Source organism: Clostridium sp. 1001283B150210_160208_E6, assembly GCF_015669365.1.
Lineage (GTDB): Bacteria > Bacillota > Clostridia > Clostridiales > Clostridiaceae > Clostridium > Clostridium paraputrificum.
In genome coordinates this window covers 331,003-349,566 of the sequence record NZ_JADPAA010000001.1, presented here as the reverse complement: position 1 = coordinate 349,566, position 18,564 = coordinate 331,003, and the positions used below count along the sequence as shown (strand labels likewise).

The 18,564-nt window shown below is 28.0% G+C and carries 15 protein-coding genes; 13 read left to right on the top strand and 2 right to left on the bottom strand.

All coding sequences use genetic code 11. From position 1 onward, the window contains the following. Positions 1 to 32: 32 nt before the first annotated feature. The 7 genes from I4V16_RS01815 to I4V16_RS01785 all read left to right on the top strand — a co-directional run bounded on the left by I4V16_RS01815 (position 33) and on the right by I4V16_RS01785 (position 8,614). Positions 33 to 1,187 carry an aminotransferase class V-fold PLP-dependent enzyme gene (locus I4V16_RS01815; protein ID WP_195966420.1) on the top strand — a complete coding sequence of 385 codons (1,155 nt, stop codon included), beginning with the start codon at positions 33 to 35 and terminating at the stop codon, positions 1,185 to 1,187. A 103-nt stretch (positions 1,188 to 1,290) separates the two neighbouring features. After that, a complete protein-coding gene (locus I4V16_RS01810; protein ID WP_195966418.1) occupies positions 1,291 to 3,447 on the top strand; it encodes a DEAD/DEAH box helicase family protein in 2,157 nt (718 codons plus the stop codon). A 1-nt stretch (position 3,448) separates the two neighbouring features. After that, positions 3,449 to 3,610: a hypothetical protein gene (locus I4V16_RS01805; RefSeq protein ID WP_195631716.1), complete on the top strand. Its 162-nt coding sequence runs from the start codon at positions 3,449 to 3,451 to the stop codon at positions 3,608 to 3,610. After that, positions 3,601 to 5,589, top strand: a complete 1,989-nt coding sequence (locus I4V16_RS01800) for an AAA family ATPase (RefSeq protein ID WP_195966416.1) — start codon at positions 3,601 to 3,603, stop codon at positions 5,587 to 5,589. Before I4V16_RS01805 ends, I4V16_RS01800 begins: the two co-directional genes overlap by 10 nt. Then, on the top strand, positions 5,589 to 6,119 hold the full coding sequence (locus I4V16_RS01795; protein ID WP_195966414.1) for a hypothetical protein: 531 nt from the start codon (positions 5,589 to 5,591) through the stop codon (positions 6,117 to 6,119). The genes I4V16_RS01800 and I4V16_RS01795 overlap by 1 nt, the downstream gene beginning before the upstream one ends. A 23-nt stretch (positions 6,120 to 6,142) precedes the next feature. Further along, positions 6,143 to 8,290 (top strand): DUF262 domain-containing protein, encoded by a 2,148-nt coding sequence (locus tag I4V16_RS01790; RefSeq protein WP_195966412.1) that lies wholly within the window; start codon positions 6,143 to 6,145, stop codon positions 8,288 to 8,290. A gap of 36 nt (positions 8,291 to 8,326) precedes the next feature. Further along, positions 8,327 to 8,614, top strand: coding sequence for a S24 family peptidase (locus I4V16_RS01785; protein WP_195966411.1), 288 nt, complete (start codon positions 8,327 to 8,329; stop codon positions 8,612 to 8,614). 174 nt (positions 8,615 to 8,788) lie between these two features. Here I4V16_RS01785 and I4V16_RS01780 read toward each other — a convergent pair whose 3' ends face one another. Beyond that, a complete protein-coding gene (locus tag I4V16_RS01780) occupies positions 8,789 to 8,959 on the bottom strand; it encodes a hypothetical protein (RefSeq protein WP_195966409.1) in 171 nt (56 codons plus the stop codon). Positions 8,960 to 9,152: 193 nt separating this feature from the next. Here I4V16_RS01780 and I4V16_RS01775 point away from each other — a divergent pair, with 193 nt between their 5' ends. The 6 genes from I4V16_RS01775 (at position 9,153) to I4V16_RS01750 (ending at position 17,184) form a co-directional block, all read left to right on the top strand. Then, positions 9,153 to 12,314 (top strand): DEAD/DEAH box helicase, encoded by a 3,162-nt coding sequence (locus I4V16_RS01775; RefSeq protein ID WP_195966407.1) that lies wholly within the window; start codon positions 9,153 to 9,155, stop codon positions 12,312 to 12,314. Between the two features lie 156 nt (positions 12,315 to 12,470). Next, positions 12,471 to 12,671, top strand: a complete 201-nt coding sequence (locus I4V16_RS01770) for a hypothetical protein (protein ID WP_065254683.1) — start codon at positions 12,471 to 12,473, stop codon at positions 12,669 to 12,671. Positions 12,672 to 12,914: 243 nt separating this feature from the next. Beyond that, positions 12,915 to 13,880 carry an SIR2 family protein gene (locus I4V16_RS01765; protein ID WP_207745399.1) on the top strand — a complete coding sequence of 322 codons (966 nt, stop codon included), beginning with the start codon at positions 12,915 to 12,917 and terminating at the stop codon, positions 13,878 to 13,880. Position 13,881: 1 nt separating this feature from the next. After that, complete coding sequence (locus I4V16_RS01760) at positions 13,882 to 15,747, top strand: ATP-binding protein (protein WP_065254681.1); 1,866 nt, start codon at positions 13,882 to 13,884, stop codon at positions 15,745 to 15,747. A 138-nt stretch (positions 15,748 to 15,885) separates the two neighbouring features. Further along, positions 15,886 to 16,872, top strand: a complete 987-nt coding sequence (locus tag I4V16_RS01755) for a hypothetical protein (RefSeq protein ID WP_153061837.1) — start codon at positions 15,886 to 15,888, stop codon at positions 16,870 to 16,872. A 21-nt stretch (positions 16,873 to 16,893) separates the two neighbouring features. Beyond that, on the top strand, positions 16,894 to 17,184 hold the full coding sequence (locus I4V16_RS01750; protein ID WP_195966403.1) for an HRDC domain-containing protein: 291 nt from the start codon (positions 16,894 to 16,896) through the stop codon (positions 17,182 to 17,184). Between the two features lie 319 nt (positions 17,185 to 17,503). Here I4V16_RS01750 and asrC read toward each other — a convergent pair whose 3' ends face one another. Next, a complete protein-coding gene (gene asrC / locus I4V16_RS01745) occupies positions 17,504 to 18,553 on the bottom strand; it encodes a sulfite reductase subunit C (RefSeq protein ID WP_099327640.1) in 1,050 nt (349 codons plus the stop codon). Positions 18,554 to 18,564 lie beyond the last annotated feature (11 nt).

Genomic DNA, 18,564 nt, shown 5'->3' with positions numbered 1-18,564 from the left:
GGAAAAACCATCCTTAAGAAAGGAAGAATAGTATGATTTATCTAGATAATGCTGCAACAACTTTTCCAAAACCAGAAGTAGTATACAAGGCTATGGATGATTGCTTAAGAAATGGTTGTGTAAATGCAGGACGTGGTTCATACAAATTAGCATGTGAAGCAGCAAACTTAATAGATGAAACAAGAAAATTATTAATAGAGTTAGTAGATGGCTCCGCACTAGATAATGTTATTTTTACACCCTCAGCTACAATAGCAATAAATCAAGTTTTAAGAGGTCTAAATTGGAATGATATTCATAATGTTTATGTAACACCCTTTGAACATAATGCAATAATGAGAACACTACACTATTTAAATAGAAAGTATGATTTTAAAATAAATATTATTCCGTTTGATAATACAACTTTTGAAATGGATAGCGATAGACTTAAGGTAATGTATGCAAAAGAAAAACCAGATATCATTATTATGTCTCAAGTAAGTAATGTAACTGGATATATTTTACCGATACAAGAATGTCATGAGCTTGCTAAAAAATATAATCCTATAAATATTGTGGATTGTGCTCAATCATTAGGGGTTGTTAAGACAAGTTTAAAAAATGACTTGAGTGAAACAGATTTTATTATCTTTGCAGGGCATAAATCATTATATGGTCCTTTTGGTGTTGGTGGATTTATACAAGTTGGAGATAAGATTAAACTAGATGAAGTTATAACTGGGGGGACTGGCTCAGAGTCTACTAAATTGGACATGCCTGAATCAATACCAGGTAGGTATGAGGCTGGTAGTTATAATCTTTATGCAATTGCTGGTTTAAATGCAGGCATTAAGTGGATTAATGAGCAAGGGATAGAAAATATATATAAACATAAGAAAGAATTAACAGATTATTTAGTAGATGAGTTACTACAAAATGATGAAATAGAATTATATATACCAGAAGATAGAAATAAACACATAGGGGTATTAGCCTTTAATGTAGCAGGTTATATATCAGACGAAGTTGGGAAAATATTAAGTGATGAATATGATATTAGTGTAAGAACAGGTCATCACTGTGCTCCTTTAATAGGAGAATTCCTTGGTGGAGAGGCATTAAATGGTACAGTAAGAATAAGCATGGGTATATTTAATATAAAATCTGATTTAAATGAAGCTATAGAAGAAATAAATAATTTATAAAGTTAACTACGAAAGATAAAAGACGATTTATAAAACAAGGAAATTATGTATTCAATTTTTCTTAAAAATAGTTTTTTATCTTTAATATTTATGGGGGGAGTATATGGGGTTTAAGGATTTAGAATTAAAACGAGAGTATCGTTCATTTAAAGACGATATTATAAAAGATTTTTATGTGCCAGTATTAAAAGAAGCAAGAATATATAAAAGAGCTGTTGGTTTCTTTTCATCAACTGCATTAACAGAAATATCAAAAGGAATAAGTGAACTTATAAAAAATGGTGGAAAGTTAGAGATTATAGCATCACCTAAGCTATCGGATGAAGATGTACAAGCTATAGAGCTAGGGTATAAGATGAGAGAAGAGGTTATAGAGGAAGCATTACTAAGAGAGCTAAAAGTAACAGAGAATAGGGATGAAGAAGAACGTCTTAATTATTTAGCTAATCTTATTGCTAATAATAAATTAGATATTAAGATAGCTCTTTTAAGATCAAGGAATAAAATAGGTATTTATCATGAAAAGTTAGGAATAGTTGAAGATAATGAATCTAATAAAATAGTATTTACAGGATCGTTAAATGAGACAGCAAATGCAATGTTGGTTAATTATGAAGCTTTTGATGTATTTACTTCGTGGGACGATGAAGTAAGAGTCGAAGACAAAATAAATGCTTTTAATTCAATATGGTCTAATGAAGAACCTGGACTAGAGGTTGTGGAGTTTCCAGCTTTAAAAAAAGAGATAATTAGTAGATATAAAAAGGATTATATAAATTATGATTATGATATAGAAAATAGTCCAATTATATCAAAAGATGAACTTATAAGAGAATATGGTTGCCCATATATTCCTTCAAGTATAAAATTGTATGATTATCAATTAGAAGCAATTGATAATTGGAAATCAAATAATTATTGTGGAATATTTGATATGGCAACTGGAACAGGTAAAACTTATACTGGCATTTCAGCAATAATAGAGTTGTCAAAAAATGTTCAAGGAAGATTAGCCGTTATTATTGTTTGTCCATATACACATTTAGTAGAGCAATGGGTTGAAGATTTAAAGATCTTTAATATTAATCCTATAGTTGCATATAGCCAATCTAAAGATAGAAAATACAAAGAAAAGATTAAAAATTCAGTAATTGATTATAATATTGGAATTACAAATTTCTTTTGTATAATTACAACAAATGGAACTTATAGAACTGATTTTATGCAAGAGCAATTATCAAAGTTAAAATGTAATGCCTTGATAGTTGTAGATGAAGCTCATAATTTTGGATCCGAGGGGTTAGCTACAAAGTTATTAGAAAACTTTAAGTATAGACTAGCATTATCTGCAACTTTAGAGAGACATAGAGATTTGTTGGGAACGGAAAGTTTATATTCTTATTTTGGTAATAAGTGTATTGAATACTCACTTGAACGAGCTATAAAAGAAGGAAAACTTACAGAATATTATTATCATCCTATTTTAGTATATTTAACAGAATATGAACTGGAAAAGTATAAAATTTTAACACGTGATATAGGAAAAAATATAATAAAGTTAAAGAATGGAACTACAAAGCTTAATAGTAAAGGGGAAAGGTTAGCGCTTGAAAGAGCACGACTTGTTGCTGGGGCAGCCAATAAACTAGAAGAATTGAAAGATATTATGGTGGAATATAGAAATGATAAATATATTTTAGTATATTGTGGAGCAACAAGTATATATGATAATGAAGAATCTTTAGATACTATTAGACAAATTGATGCAGTTACTAGGATGTTAAAAAAAGATCTTAATATGACAGCTTCTCAATTTACTTCAAGAGAAACTAACGAGGAAAGAATGATTATAAAAAGTAAGTATGAGGAAGGTGAAGATATACAAGCACTAGTTGCTATTAAGTGTTTAGATGAGGGGGTTAATATTCCTAAAATAAAAACTGCATTTATTTTAGCAAGTACAACAAATCCTAAGGAATATATACAAAGAAGGGGAAGGGTATTAAGGTTATTTAAAGATAAAGTATATTCGGAAATTTATGATTTTGTAACATTGCCAAGAAATATAGACAGTATTAGCTCATTAACAGAAGAAGAAATGCGTTTAGATAAATCGCTTGTTATTAATGAACTAAAGAGGATGAATGAGTTTAAAAGGCTAGCAATAAACACATATGACTCGGATAAATTAATCTTGAAAATTATGGAGTCTTATAATATAGAATATTCACAGGTATTTGAAAATGAAGGGGAGATATAAAATGGAAGATAATCAAGTTTCAATTGACGAAAGAAAGTTACAAAGAATACTAACTAGAGTTATTTTGCTAGAAAAGAAAAATAGTAATACAAAACAGTTATCTGATAATGAAATGATTAAGGAAATTCAAAAAGCAATTGAGGAGGAAGTAGAATGCTTATAAAAAGTATTGAGTTGTTTAATTTTCGTCAATTTAAGGATAAGGTAAAAATAGAGTTTGCATGCGATAAAGAGAAAAATGTAACTGTTGTTATGGGGGATAACGGAACTGGAAAGACAACTTTGGCACAAGCTTTTTTATGGGTTCTATATGGATATACAGATTTTAAGGAAAAGCGTGTATTAAATAAAGTGGCTCAGGAAGAAGCACTACCAAATGATGAAATAACAACAAGAGTTGATCTGAATATAGAATTGGATGGGATAGATTATAAAATTACAAGAAAACAGTTGTTTATTAAAAAGAATACTAGAATACAGGATCAACAAGCAAAGTTAGAGATATCATATGAGGAAAATTTAAAAACCAAATATATAAAAAGTAGCGATTGTATTTACTTTGTTAAAGATATATTGCCAGAACAGTTATCTAAATTCTTTATATTTAGTGGTGAAAGAATAGATAACATGAGTTTGGAAATACAAAAAGGAAGAAGTAAAGAATTTGGTGATACAGTAAGAAATTTAGTTGGATTGAATACTATTATGAATGCACTTAATCACCTTGGAGATAGGGGAGGAACAACAACAGTACTAGGTAGATATGAAAAGAAGATAGATGATACTGCATCTGTAGAGGTTCTAAGACTTAATAGAGATATAGATAACTTAGAAAATAAAATTAGATATATAGAAAATGTATTAATTGATTTAAATGATGAAGTTGAAAACTACAATAAAAAAAGATTAGAACTAAAGGATGAAATCTTAAAATTTGCACCACAGGAGGAGCTAAAAAGACAGTATAGAATTCTTGAAAAAGAAATACATTTACTTGAGAAAGAAAAAGCTAATACTATAAAGAGATTTTTTAACTATCTGAATACTAATGGATTAAGCTATTTTCAACTTCCAGCTTTCAGAAGTTGTTATGGAGAGTTAGATGGTGTTAGCAAAGTAGATAAAGGTATTCCGAATATACATGCTAATACAATACAACATTTAATAAAAAAGGGTACATGTATATGTGGAAATAAGATAGAAGCAGAAGAACTAAAAAATCTTGCAGATTTATTGGAGTATTTGCCACCAAAGTCATTGGGAACTATGATAAATAGCTTTAATAAGTATCTTCACAATAGTAGTACAACTAGTAAATCATTTTTTGAAATGGAAGATGCTACTTTTAAAAGGTTACGTACTATAAGAAAAGAAATTGAAGATAAGTTAGAGGAAAGCTCAAAGATTTATAATAGAATGATAGATTTAACAGGATTAAATTCTTTAAAATCTGAACAGGAACATTATGAAAAATTATATAGAGAAAAGAAAAATGAAATAGATTTAAAGAATCAACAAGTTGGTAGTTTAAAAACACAATTAAAAAATACTATAGCGAAGAAAGAGGACTATATAACTATAGATGAAAGTAATAGAAAGTATATAACTTATAGAAATTATGCTAGAAAACTTTATGAAAAATTAAATAAGGATTATGAAATTCAAGAGAAAGAGACAAGGCGAGTTCTTGAAGGCAAAATAAATAGTATATTTGAAAATATATTAGATGGTGGTTTATCACTGAGTGTTGATGAGAACTATAATATATCAATAAAAGTAGATGATTTAAAAGATAATAACGAAAATATTGAAAGGTCAACTGCTCAAAATTATTCTGTAATATTTGCATTCATAGCAGGAATAATTGATATGGCAAAAGAAAAAGGTGCTAATAACGGAGTTAAAGAATTTAGTAAAGCAGAAGTATATCCACTTATTATGGATGCACCATTATCAGCTTTTGATAAAAAGAGAATAAAAAATATTTGCAATACATTACCTAAGATAGCAAACCAATCAATTTTCTTTATTAAAGATACTGATGGAGAAGTTGCAGAGGAGTACTTAGAAAGATATATAGGAAAAAGATATGAAATAATTAGAGATTCGTATTTAGTATCATACATAAAGGGGAGAGAGTAATGTTTAGTAAACAATATTATTTTTATGGTAAGCATGCAGAATATGTGAATAAGTTAACAGCAAAGCATACTGATGGAAAGAATTCTGATCAATATATTTATATATTCAATAGGAATATAGATGTGTTTTTATTAGCTAGTATTATAGGAATAACCTACAATAGAAAGGCTGAGGTTGATAAAAGCAAAAATGAAGGTGGACAGGTTACTAATACATCTATATTTGCAGATATGATGGTAAGTAAAAGTGACTTAATTACTTATAATTACCAAACAGTAATGATGTTGCATAATAGGACTGTAGATAGTAAAGATGTAAGATTAGATAGAGCATTTAGATATTATAATAAAGAAGAAGAATTTAAAAAGCAGTGTTATGATATTTTTAATAGTTATATTTTAGGAGGGGTTGAGGTATTATACGAAAAAATAATTGCTAATGGAAAAACATTAGATGATTATGCTGTAAATTTATATGATTTTTTAGAAGAATTCAATAGTAGATATGAAGCAGTTGCAGAAAATATTTAGTTTGTTAATTATGGGAGAGTTTTATGAAATATACTAAAATTAAACTTTGTGAATTAATTGAAAAGAGTGAAGGAAAAGAAATATTACTACCAAATTTCCAAAGGGAGTTTGTATGGGATAGAAAAGAGCAACAAAGTGAATTGTTAGCATCATTAATTTTTGATATACCAATAGGGAGTTTATTGATATTAAGCGGAGAAAAAAATTATTTTTCAACTAAAGAACTATGTAAAAACACTTCTTGTTCAGAAGAAGCAAATGATTCTGTTATGTATTTGTTAGATGGACAACAAAGAATTTCAACATTGAAGAGTGTTTTCTTTGATTTCTTTTCTGACGTAAGCAGCTGGAAAGATGTTTACTATAGCTTACAGAATCGTCTAAGAACAAGATGGTTTATAAATATTAATCCAAGAGATGGAATAGATTTATTTGGGTATAAGAAATTAAAATTTGGAGGAGCACGTTCTATAAATAGTTATTCGCCATCAGATATTAAAAAGTTTATTAGTTATGAAATAATATATCCTAATAAAAAAGAACTATGGTTTCATCCAGAGTTTAAATTGGAAGAATGGTACAAAAATGGGGTTATTAAAGAAAATACGCGAATAAAGATAGTATCTGAAGAGGCAGCTAAGGAATTAAGAGTACCTTTGTATGGAATAGCAAATTGTTCTGCTAATAGAAGCTCTACAATACAATATAAAACATTAAAAAAGATTGCTATGAATAGAATGGAAGAGTTGAAAACTCAAGTTGATGATAATATCCTTAAAATTGAGGATATTTTAACTGATTATTGTGAAGATACAATGGACGAATCATGGGAAGAGTTAGTTACTGACTGGGTAAATGATGTTGATAGTTTTATAAATAATTTGAAAGATAGAGAAATACCAGTTATAGAATTATTAAAAGAAGAAATGAATAGAGCTATATATACTTTTGAAAATGTAAATAAGGGAGGGGTTTCGCTATCTACGTATGATCTTATCGTAGCAAAGGCTGCTCATGATAGAGAATTAATGTCGCTTACCACCAGAATACAAAATCAGATTAATGAGAATATTATAATTCCAAGGTCTGTATTAAAGAATAGCGGTGAAGATGTGATTTATTGGAACCCAGCTGATATGGGATTAATGAAGGAGAATGAAATTAGCGAAATAATTAAGAATCAGTATTTAAATATGTTATCCATTTTTTCAAATTTTGATGGTAATTTTGATGACGAAAATAAGATTAAATTAGAGTGGATTAAAAAAAATGAACAATTAAGTTTAACATCTACTCAAATAAATGATAATACAAGATTAACAATAACATCAATTATAAGAGCTTGTGCATTTTTACAATTTAGATGTGGAATCGTAAAAATCGATAATGTAAAGTTTCAGTTAATGCTGCTTCCTATAGCATATGTTCTGAAGGATGATAAAAATTGGAACGATGAGAAAGTTATAGATAGAATTGAATATTGGTATTGGACTTCATTATTTTCGGGTACATATAGACAGTTACAGAATTCAAGAGCAGTTGAAGATATAAAGTTGCTTTATAAATTTATAAATGGTGATATATCTATATTTGAGGAAAGAAAGAGTAAGATATTTAGTTTGGAAGAATATTCGGATTTTAAAACATTAGCTGGTAAAAATAAAGAAGTATCTATTCCAACAGCAGTTTATCACGGAATATTACAATATATATTAAGTAAATCTCCAAGAGATTTTATTAATGATGAAATTTATCTTAATGCATGGGATATTGCTTCAGGTAAACAATATTATTTCAGTAGCATTAAGAGAAGTAAAAGAATAGTAATACAGGATCACCATATATGTCCATTAGGGTCAGTAAGGAAAATGGGTGAATCAGCTAAAGAACTACGAGGTAAAAGTAAAAATCATATGTTAAATTCTCCATTAAATAGGACATATATTTCAAGTGAAGCTAATTCGATGATAAGTGATAAATCCCCATTAGAATACTTTGATTATGTTTCAAATCTATCGATGTACAAGCATTGTATACCAACACCGATTAAGGAATACTATGCAAGAAAAACGCAAGAAAATGAAAATGAGTTTTTTGAGAGAATATTAAAAAATCGTTATAACGAAATAAAGAAAAGTTTGGAATTAGAATTAGATGAATTGATTAATTAATAATGAATTTCAAGGGAAGTATTTTCTTTCTTCAGAATGGCTAGGAACTTTAAACAATCTTTTTTTCTTAGAATAAAAGGGGAGACCATGATAAATAAGAGTATTAATGATGGAGATTATGTAGTTATTAATAAACAGGATTGTGCTAATATTGGTGATATAGTTGCAGTTGACATAGAAGGAGATGCTACTCTTAAAACATATAAAACTATGGGTGGTAAAATTTTGTTAATGCCTGAAAATGATGATTATGAACCAATTATGCTTGAAGAAGAACAGTTTAGTATTATTGGTGTTGCTGTTGGGATTATAAAGGAAAATTAGTTAAAGTGTCCATAATTATGAACTACTTCTAAGGAATTAGGAGTAGTTTTTATTATTTAAATTTAGCACAGAAGATAGGTAAGTCCAAATAATCCTAGAAATATAAATAAGTTATACTTATATTAAAGGGAGTATAAAACCTACTCCCTCTAATAGTAGGTGAGTTATATAATATTATTTTTCTTTACGAACACCTTTAAAGGGTTCGTTACTAGATGTTTTTTGATCAATAAATTTACCGGTATTAGCATCACGCTTAACCCAGCTATCAGTTTTGGGATTATAGGTTTGAGAGCGATTATCTACAGCTCCACGTCTAAAGTTATTACCTGTATTTTTGGCCATTATATCACCTCATAAAATTATACCCACCTAACATTATCATACAATAAAATACAAAAGTATCCAATAGTATATATTTATATGAGTTTAAATATGATTTTTACATAAATAAATATCTATTATTTTGACTAAAAAGGAAAAAAGAATGTTTTATAGAACTTTATTTTTAAGAAAGGAATATAAAAGGTGAGGTTTTATGAAACAAGGGTTATATGAGCAAATAATAAACACTAAAATATTAGAAGAATTAGATAGAATAAACAAAGAAAATTTCATAATAGATAAAGAAAACATTGATAAAGAAGAAGCAAAGGTACTTTTATCTCAATATATAGAATCAGTAATACGTAGGTCCCTAAACTATATTAGAGATAAAGAGAAAGAAAAAGACTATAAGTTATTAAGACAAATCGAAGCTTGTAATAAAATCATCAATATTCTTAGCGAAATATCCAATGAAGAGGATATAAAAAAATATAAAATAGATGAAAATGGAGAAATGCTAACAGCTCTCTATTCAAGAATAAATAATAAAAGGGCACTTACAAAAGAAAAGGCTATAAGGCCTGTAACACCTCTTTCTCAAAGCTCTTTATTCACAGGGGCATCCCTAGAACCTAATATGTTAAGTGAGTTAAATAAAGAGATACTATCCTGTGATAGCATTGATTTGCTTGTCTCCTTTGTTAAATGGAGTGGTATAAGATGTCTTATGGATAGTTTAGAAGAGGCTACTAAAGGTGGCAAAAAACTTAGAATTATTACTACTTCATATATGGGAGCTACTGATTTTAAGGCTATTAATGAGCTAAGCAAATTGCCTAATACAGAGATAAAAATATCTTATGATACTGAAAGAACTAGACTTCATGCAAAAGCTTATATGTTTAAAAGAGATACAGGCTTTACTACTGCATACATAGGATCCTCTAATCTTTCTAATGCTGCATTAACTTCAGGGTTAGAGTGGAATATAAAAATTACTGAACAAGATTCCTTTGATATTGTTAGAAAGTTTGAGGCTACCTTTGAAAGTTATTGGAATGATGCAGAGTTTATTTCTTATAAGGGTAGTGATGAAGATAAAATTAGGTTAAAGAGGTCCCTAAGAAATGAATTAAAAACTGAAGAGAATGATTCTAATTTTACCTTTGATATAAGACCATATTCCTATCAAAAAGAAATTTTAGATAAGCTAAAGGTAGAAAGAGAGATATTTAATAAAAATAGAAACTTAGTAATTGCAGCAACTGGTGTTGGTAAAACTGTAATATCAGCTTTTGATTATAAAAACTATTGTAATGATAATAAGGGAAAAGCTAATAGGCTTTTATTTGTAGTACATAGAGAAGAAATATTAAAACAAGCTAGGGATACTTTTAGAGCTATACTTAAAAACAATAACTTTGGGGATTTAATGGTGGGGGGAAGAACTCCAGATAGCCTAGAGTATTTGTTTGTATCTATACAGAGCTTAAATAGTAAAAGCCTTTATGATGTAACTTCTGATGACTACTATGATTTTATTATAGTAGATGAATTTCATCATGCAGCTGCACCATCATATCAAAGGTTATTAAGTTATTATAAACCTAAAATATTATTAGGTTTAACTGCAACTCCAGAAAGAAATGATGGAGAGGATATATTCAAATATTTTGATGATAGGATTAGTGCTGAAATTAGATTACCAGAAGCTATAGATAGAAAGCTACTTTCACCTTTTCAATATTTTGCTGTAACTGATGATGTGGATTTATCTAAGTTAAAGTGGAAAAGAAAAGGATATGATATTAGGGAATTAGATAAAGTATATACAGGTAATGACTTAAGAGTAAGCCAAATTGTTACTAGCTTAAACAAATATGTTACAGATATAGATAAGGTAATAGGTTTAGGGTTCTGTGTAAGTAAGGAACATGCAAAGTTTATGGCTAATAGCTTTAATAATATTGGTATTCCTTCTTTAGCCTTAACGGATGAGACTAAGAAGGAAGATAGAAACTTAGCAAAGGAAAGACTAGTAGGCGGAGAGCTTAAATTCATATTTGTAGTTGATTTATATAATGAGGGTGTAGATATTCCAGAAATAAATACAATCTTATTTTTAAGACCAACAGAAAGCTTAACTGTATTTTTACAACAGTTAGGTAGAGGATTAAGATTAAGCGAAGGTAAGGAGTGTCTAACAGTTTTAGACTTCGTTGGACAAGCTCATAAAAATTATAACTTTGAAGAAAAGTTTAGAACTCTTATTGGAAAATCTAATCATTCGGTAAAGGAATATATAGAAAATGGGTTTATAACCCTACCAAAAGGGTGTTATATACAGTTAGAAAAGCAAGCAAAAGAGTATATTTTAAGAAATATTAAGTCAGGAGTTAATAATAAAGCAAAATTAATTTATAAACTTAAAGTATTTAAAGAGGAAACCTTAGCTGAGCTTACTTTAGAAAACTTCTTAAAGTATAATAATTTATCTTTAATAGACTTCTATGGTAAGCAAGGAGATAGAAGTTTTTCAAGGATGTTAGTTCTTGCAGGGGTAAGAGATGATTTTTATGATGAAAATGAAATAGATATAACTAAGAAACTTAAGAACTTATTTCATATAAATTCAAGAAGATTAATTGAGTTTATATTTAAGGTGATTAATAATGAAATACCTCTGAATTCATTAAATGAAGAAGACAAATTAATGCTTAACATGATGTATTATACATTCTATAATAATGCGCCAGATAAAGAAGGCTTAGCTTCATTAGAAGATGGAGTATTAAAGTTACTTAGAAATAAAACAATGATGGAAGAGGTTTGTGAAATACTAAAATATAATTATAGCAATTTGAACTTTGTTGATAAAAATGTAAACTTAGATTTTACATGCCCTTTAGATTTACATTGTGAATATTCAAGAGATCAGATTATGGCGGCATTTGATTATTTTAATGGTGAAAACAAGCCATCCTTTAGAGAAGGAACAAAGTATTTTAAAGATAAATCATTAGATGTATTCTTTGTGACTTTAAATAAAAGTGAAAAAGATTTTTCTCCTTCCACCTTATACGAGGATTATGCTATTAATGAAAAGCTATTTCATTGGCAAAGTCAAAGTACAACCTCTGTAGAAAGTCCTACAGGGCAAAGATATATAAATCATAAGAAGTTTAAAAGTAAGGTGGTATTATTTGTTAGGGAATACTCTAATAGAGATGGAATTACTAGCCCATTTACTTATTTGGGATTATGTGAATATAGAAGTCACAGTGGTAGTAAACCAATAAGTTTTATTTGGGAGTTAGAAGAAGAGATTCCTTCATGGTTAATTAATAAAGCAAATAAAAGTATTATTTTGTAATAAAAGAGGAATTTCAGCAAAAGTGTAGAATTAATAATCATACGAAAGATGTTGGGCATCTTTCGTTTTTTTATTTTTATGATACTACTAGTGTTTCGAGTGATAATCATAGAAGAAATGTAATGGGGGATAGAATAATTGAAAGGAGGATATAAGATGGATTTGTATTATGTTCATGATGGAGTTGATAATGAAGGACAACATGAAGTACATAAAGATAGTTGTTTTAAGTTACCTAATGATAAAACATATTTAGGGTATTACTCAAACTCTAAAGAAGCTGTAGCAAAAGCTAAGAGTATTTACCCTAATTCAGATGGTTGTTATCATTGTTGCAGAGATGCTCATACGAGGTAATGGTAGAGAAGGATGTAAATAATTACTTTACATCCTTTTCAAACACGCATATAAAAAGACAACAATAATAAGAGACAGTAGTAAAAACCTCATATTAAAATAATAGGAAATAGGGGAGAACTTATGAGTGGAAATACGGAATTAATAAAATAAATAATAAAGAATACTAATGTTAATTTTTTGCTGGGAGCAGGATGCTCATATAGGGTAAAAAAAGAAGAAGGGAAATTGAACTTTCCAATTATGTCTGATCTTCGAACGTTTATAACAGGTGATGATAAAATAAAAGAAGTTATTAAAATGTTAGATGATAGTAAGAGGATAGAAAATGATCAATATGATCAAGTTAAGAAAATATTTGATAATTATTTAATACCTGATGGTAGTAACATAGAAAAATTTTTGTCAATTTTAGAGGGGGCAGATTTATATATTTTTGATGATAAATTTAAGGGTGAGGTTAAGAAAATACAAGAATATATAAAAAAATTAATATTAGATAGAATAAAGAATTCAGATGAAGATACTGTTTTAGATATATTTAAGAACTTTTATAGGGGAATAATAGAATTAAGGGATGTTGCTTATGAAAATAAACATAGTATAAAAGTGTTTACAACAAACTATGATATGTTAAATGAGAGGGCTTTGGAAGAGTTAAATATTCATTATTATTCAGGATTTTATGGGATTACAAAACGAAAGTTCAATATTGCTTATTATAATTATGAATATGTTGATAGTTTTAACGTTGGAAAGAAAGAATTAGTAGTTAGTTGCAACCATATGAATTTGTATAAATTGCATGGTTCAATATCTTGGTGTTTAAAAGATGGTGAATTATATGAAAAGAATCCATTTGAAAAAGAGTTTTTACCTGAGATCATATATCCATCAGTGGCAAAGTTTGAACATACGAATTTAATTACTTACTACTCTGCATTAATGCGTGAGTTTGCAGATTCTATTTGTAAAAAGGATACCACCTTAGTAGTTAGTGGGACAAGTATGGGAGATGCACATATAAATAAAATTATTGAGAATGCACTTACGATAGACTCATTTACCTTAATATTATTTATGGCGTTACCTAATGAGATCGAAGAAATGAGAGAAAAGTATAAAGAAATGAAAAATGTACACGTGTATGATGAATCAGCTGACTTTAGCGTACTAGCAGATTTATTAAATAATATAAAAGGTGAGTAAAATGGGAAATGTCAGTTTAAAAATCGGTAAAATAATTGAAATATCTAATTCTCAAATTAAAGTAGCAATAAATAGAGAAATGGATACACCATATAAAGTAGTAGATGGCGAGTTAATAAGAGTTGGTGGTGTAAGCAATTTTGTAAAGGTTGGAAGTAAAGTATATGAAATTATAAATGAGAAGGTATTATTGGATAGTGAGAATGATAAAGAGATAAAAAGAATAAATAGCCAAAAGTATTTAATATGTAATATTTCTGGATACATAAAAGAAGGTAGATTTTATCAAGGTAGTAATGGGGAAGTTCCTAATATTTTTGAAAATGTATATTCTATTACAGATTATGAACTAGAGCAGATATATACTGGAACTATTCAAGAAGAAAGTATATCAGTAGGAACGTTTCTATTTAATGATTCTTTAGATTTTAATATTGATATAAATTCTTTTTTTGCTAGTCATACTTTAATTGTTGGTAATACAGGTAGTGGTAAATCTAACACTTTAAATACAATATATTCTGAGTTATTTAATGATAGAGATGTAACAAAAAGCTTATTTCTTATAATTGATACTAATGGTGAATATAAGGATGCTTTTACAAATAGAAAAGTGGTGAAGCGATTAGATACATCTTTTGAGGATTCCAATGAAATAAATATTCCTATACAGTTACTTGATGCTGAGGATTGGAAGCTATTACTAGAGGCAACTGATAAGACGCAGTATCCAATTATAAAAAAGGTTTGTAATACATTAAGAAGAGAATTATTTGAAGCTGGTAAGTATAAGAAAAGTATATCAGTTTTAATATTAGATTATTTAAAAGTATGTATGTGTGGAATTATTAATTCTAATAATACACCTGCAAATAAATTAAATTCATTAAATTCGTTAAGAGATGATATGACATATTATAGTGATGAACTATATAAAAAAATTAGTGAAAGCTTATCCTATATTGATAAAATACAGATTAATAATAATAGGTTAAATTATATTGGAGATATTTATGAAGATAGATCGAATGAAATAATAGGGGAGATTAATAAAATAGATATTTCACTTAAAAAGGAAGAATTCACCGTAGAGGATTTTGGATTTTTATTAGAACTAGAACATATCTTTAGAAAAAATAAATATAGTACTAATGAAAATAATACTAGTCCAATGATAGCGAGGTTTAATAGCAGTAAAAAAGATTTTGGAAGAATTTTTATACCTTATAAAGATGGAGAGGATAGTGATATAGAATCTACTTTGTTTGAAAAGCATAATGTTTTAGTATGTGATGTATCTAGTGCTAAAAAAGATATAAGAAGAATAATAGTTACTTTTATTTGTTCTAAGTTATATAGTCAATTTATGGGTAGAACAAATGCTAGAAAATCCTTGCATCTAATTATTGATGAAGCTCATAACTATCTTTCAAGTCAAAATCTAGATAAAGAGGATGCAATTGCAAAGACTTGTATAGAGACTTTTGAAAATATAATTAAAGAAGGAAGAAAATTCAGTGTGTTTTTAACGATGTCTACACAAAGACCAAGTGATATATCAGGAACCTTGATATCTCAAGCACATAATTATATTATTCATAAACTAGTAAATCCTAATGATATTAATATAATAAAAAATGCAGTACCGTTTATTGATGAAATGAGTATGGAAATGCTTAAAATTTTAACTAGTGGTCAAGCAATTTTTTCAGGGACTGCTTTTAATAGACCTAATATTGTTAAAGTAAAATTTGATGAAAAAAATACAAAAGTAAATAGTGGAACTATTAAGTTAACTAGTTTTTGGAATAAAGAAGAAATTGTAGCAAAGGAGATAGATGAAAGTGTTGTTGCAGATAGTAAATAGTAAATAGTAATCTTATCATATCATTTCTAGTATAGATTTTTATCATATTTAGGTATAGCATTTATTCTTATTTCATAGACATATATTGTATTAATTCATAAGGAATAGGAAATGGGTGTTAAGTGTAAAGTAATCGGTATGGAAAGAACGGAAAATCTATGGAGTAATATGAAGATAGAGCAATGCTTTGTTTATATAATAAACGCTTGTATTGTGCATGGAAATTTCATAGAAAAGATAATGGTAGAGCATGATAATGAAAAAGTAAGGATTTTAATTAAAGGTAAAAAATTACGAAATATAACGATACTTAAAGATATAGAGAATATAAATGAAAATAAAATGTTGGCAGCTTTAGCTTACTTATGTAAAGAGTGTAATATTGAAGTTTCAGGAATAAATAGTAATTATAAAACAAACTTTAATTTTATTAATATTAATAAAGGTAATATAGATATTCAAAGTAACAGTACTGAAAGAAAAATAGATGATATTACTTCTATAAGTATAGTTATTTTGGAGAAAGATATTCATGAAACTTCGCTAAAAAAGATTCAAAAAATGAAAAGAAAAATAATTTTTTCGATAAAAGCTTCCTATAGAGATATTATTAATAATGGTACGAATGTTAATTTGTTTGGAATAAAGTGTGATAAGTTAAAAATAGATGGGATACTTGTAAATGAGGGGGATAAAGAAATTAATGAAACTACTTCTGTAGAGATATATAGAATGGCTAGTGAAAAAAAGGGATTTGATGTATTAGTGAATGGGATTATTATTAAAGATCCAAACTTAAAAGATATTATACCATGGTCTAAAAAACCATTTAAAGTTAATGGATATACATCAAAAAGAATGTATATATTATTGAAGATGAATAGAAAAAAAATTGATATAAATAATATAGAAGAGCTTAATAAAAAAATAGAAATTTTATATGATGATATAGAAAGAAAAGTAAAAAAACATAAAAGAGAATTTCTAAATAATAAGATTAATATATGTTTAGAATATGATCGTAGTAGAATGGATCATATATTATATAAGCTTAAGAGAACTAGTGCAACTAAGGTGACAGAAGAAATACTTGATGATTATTATCAAAGATTAGAAGGTAGATAGTAATAAAGCGTATTTGAGGATATGCTTTATTTTTTTGCTAGATTTTATGAGTATCCAAGAGAAATTGTATACTTAATAGTTAAAAAAGAACGATTTTTAAATTTAGCTGAAAATGAGCAAGTAGCAGTAACTGAGGTTATGGAAGAAGAGAAAGCTGAAGAGCAGGTAGTAGATAATGCAAGTGATTTATATGAAGAGATAAGAAAGTATAGATATAATAAAGCAAAGGAAGAGCTTCTAAAGATTCAAGGCTTTGGACAAGTTAAAGTAGACAAGTATGGTGATGACCTTTTAAACATAATAAATATGTAAATATATAAATAGAGAAAAAAATCCTTTTAGAGTTATTCTAAAGGGATTTTTATTTTCAAATAAAACATATACATTTTCAAAATTTATTTCATAAAAATCCATTCAAACCCGCATTTTTACTATAACTTCTTATGTTCTTAACTTCTTAAGAAGTTAAGAACATAAGAACATAAGAAGTTAAGTTTTTTTCTTTATCTTTAGTATAAGTGGGATGAATATTTCTTTTGATCTTACTTGGAGCTTTCTAATGGTATGGATAAAAAAAGTGACTTCTTCCCTAAAGGGGGGAGTCACTTTTTTAAAAGTCAGTATTTTAAGATTAATCTTGTATTTCTCTATTTGATTCTATAGTTTTATGTTTTCCAATTGGTTTAACGTTTATATTAGATCTGTATTCTGTTTCTGCCCAGTATATATTTTCAGCAACTAAAGCTTCAGGGTTTAGTTCAACTCCATCTAAAATTATTTCTTTAAACCTATGATATCCAGCTCTATCTATTAAGTGGCCTCCATGTAAGTATTCAGGTTTATAATCCAATGCCCAAGCAGAAAACTTTTGCCAGTTTGCAAACATTCCTAGTACTACATCTTCAGTAACAAAGTTTAAGAAAGTTTTACCCATTCTAGGAGTTTGTTTTCCTGTTCTTCCACCTATAACAACTCTATAGAATTTTTGAGGGCTTCTTGTCCATGCACTTGCAGGGCAAGCTAGAACACATTCACCACAACCAACACAGCAGCATGGGTCTTTATCTACAAGTCCATTTTTATTTAAACTTAAAACTCTAGTTGCATGATGTTCACATGCTTTTACACAAGCTCCACAACCAATACATCTTTCAGGATGATATATCATTCTAGCTTGCCCAATAACACCAAAGTCTTGGAAATGAGCTTTAGCACAATCATTTGGACAACCTGATACTGAAACTTTAATATGGTAATGAGAAGGGAAGACTAGGCTTTCTATTTTATTTGCTAAATCCTTAGTGTTAGCATTTGCTTTTATACAATGAGAATTACCTATACATGCCATAACATTTCTAGCACCTATTGTAGGATATCCATTTTCATCTACTGTCATATTACAGTTACATTCATCAACTTCAACTTCTTTTAAATAATTAGAAATATACTCATTAACAGAAGGAATGTTTTCATATTTAATTCCAGGGATACTGAAGGTTTGTCTCATTCCCATATGAAAAGTACCATTTCCATAAGTTTCTGCAATATATTGAATATCACTTAAATATTTAGCATTAACAAGACCTCCTGGTACGCGCATTTGAAGCATAAACTCTCCAGGAATCTTTGATTGACGAAAACAATTTAATCTAACCTTTTTAATATCTATATCATGATTCATAAAAGTATCCT

Coding starts and splice junctions, on each gene's coding strand:
- I4V16_RS01815 (WP_195966420.1), top strand. CDS start 33: ATGATTTATCTAGATAATGCTGCAACAACTTTTCCAAAACCAGAAGTA.
- I4V16_RS01810 (WP_195966418.1), top strand. CDS start 1,291: ATGGGGTTTAAGGATTTAGAATTAAAACGAGAGTATCGTTCATTTAAA.
- I4V16_RS01805 (WP_195631716.1), top strand. CDS start 3,449: ATGGAAGATAATCAAGTTTCAATTGACGAAAGAAAGTTACAAAGAATA.
- I4V16_RS01800 (WP_195966416.1), top strand. CDS start 3,601: ATGCTTATAAAAAGTATTGAGTTGTTTAATTTTCGTCAATTTAAGGAT.
- I4V16_RS01795 (WP_195966414.1), top strand. CDS start 5,589: ATGTTTAGTAAACAATATTATTTTTATGGTAAGCATGCAGAATATGTG.
- I4V16_RS01790 (WP_195966412.1), top strand. CDS start 6,143: ATGAAATATACTAAAATTAAACTTTGTGAATTAATTGAAAAGAGTGAA.
- I4V16_RS01785 (WP_195966411.1), top strand. CDS start 8,327: ATGGCTAGGAACTTTAAACAATCTTTTTTTCTTAGAATAAAAGGGGAG.
- I4V16_RS01780 (WP_195966409.1), bottom strand. CDS start 8,959: ATGGCCAAAAATACAGGTAATAACTTTAGACGTGGAGCTGTAGATAAT.
- I4V16_RS01775 (WP_195966407.1), top strand. CDS start 9,153: ATGAAACAAGGGTTATATGAGCAAATAATAAACACTAAAATATTAGAA.
- I4V16_RS01770 (WP_065254683.1), top strand. CDS start 12,471: ATGGATTTGTATTATGTTCATGATGGAGTTGATAATGAAGGACAACAT.
- I4V16_RS01765 (WP_207745399.1), top strand. CDS start 12,915: ATGTCTGATCTTCGAACGTTTATAACAGGTGATGATAAAATAAAAGAA.
- I4V16_RS01760 (WP_065254681.1), top strand. CDS start 13,882: ATGGGAAATGTCAGTTTAAAAATCGGTAAAATAATTGAAATATCTAAT.
- I4V16_RS01755 (WP_153061837.1), top strand. CDS start 15,886: ATGGAAAGAACGGAAAATCTATGGAGTAATATGAAGATAGAGCAATGC.
- I4V16_RS01750 (WP_195966403.1), top strand. CDS start 16,894: ATGCTTTATTTTTTTGCTAGATTTTATGAGTATCCAAGAGAAATTGTA.
- asrC (WP_099327640.1), bottom strand. CDS start 18,553: ATGAATCATGATATAGATATTAAAAAGGTTAGATTAAATTGTTTTCGT.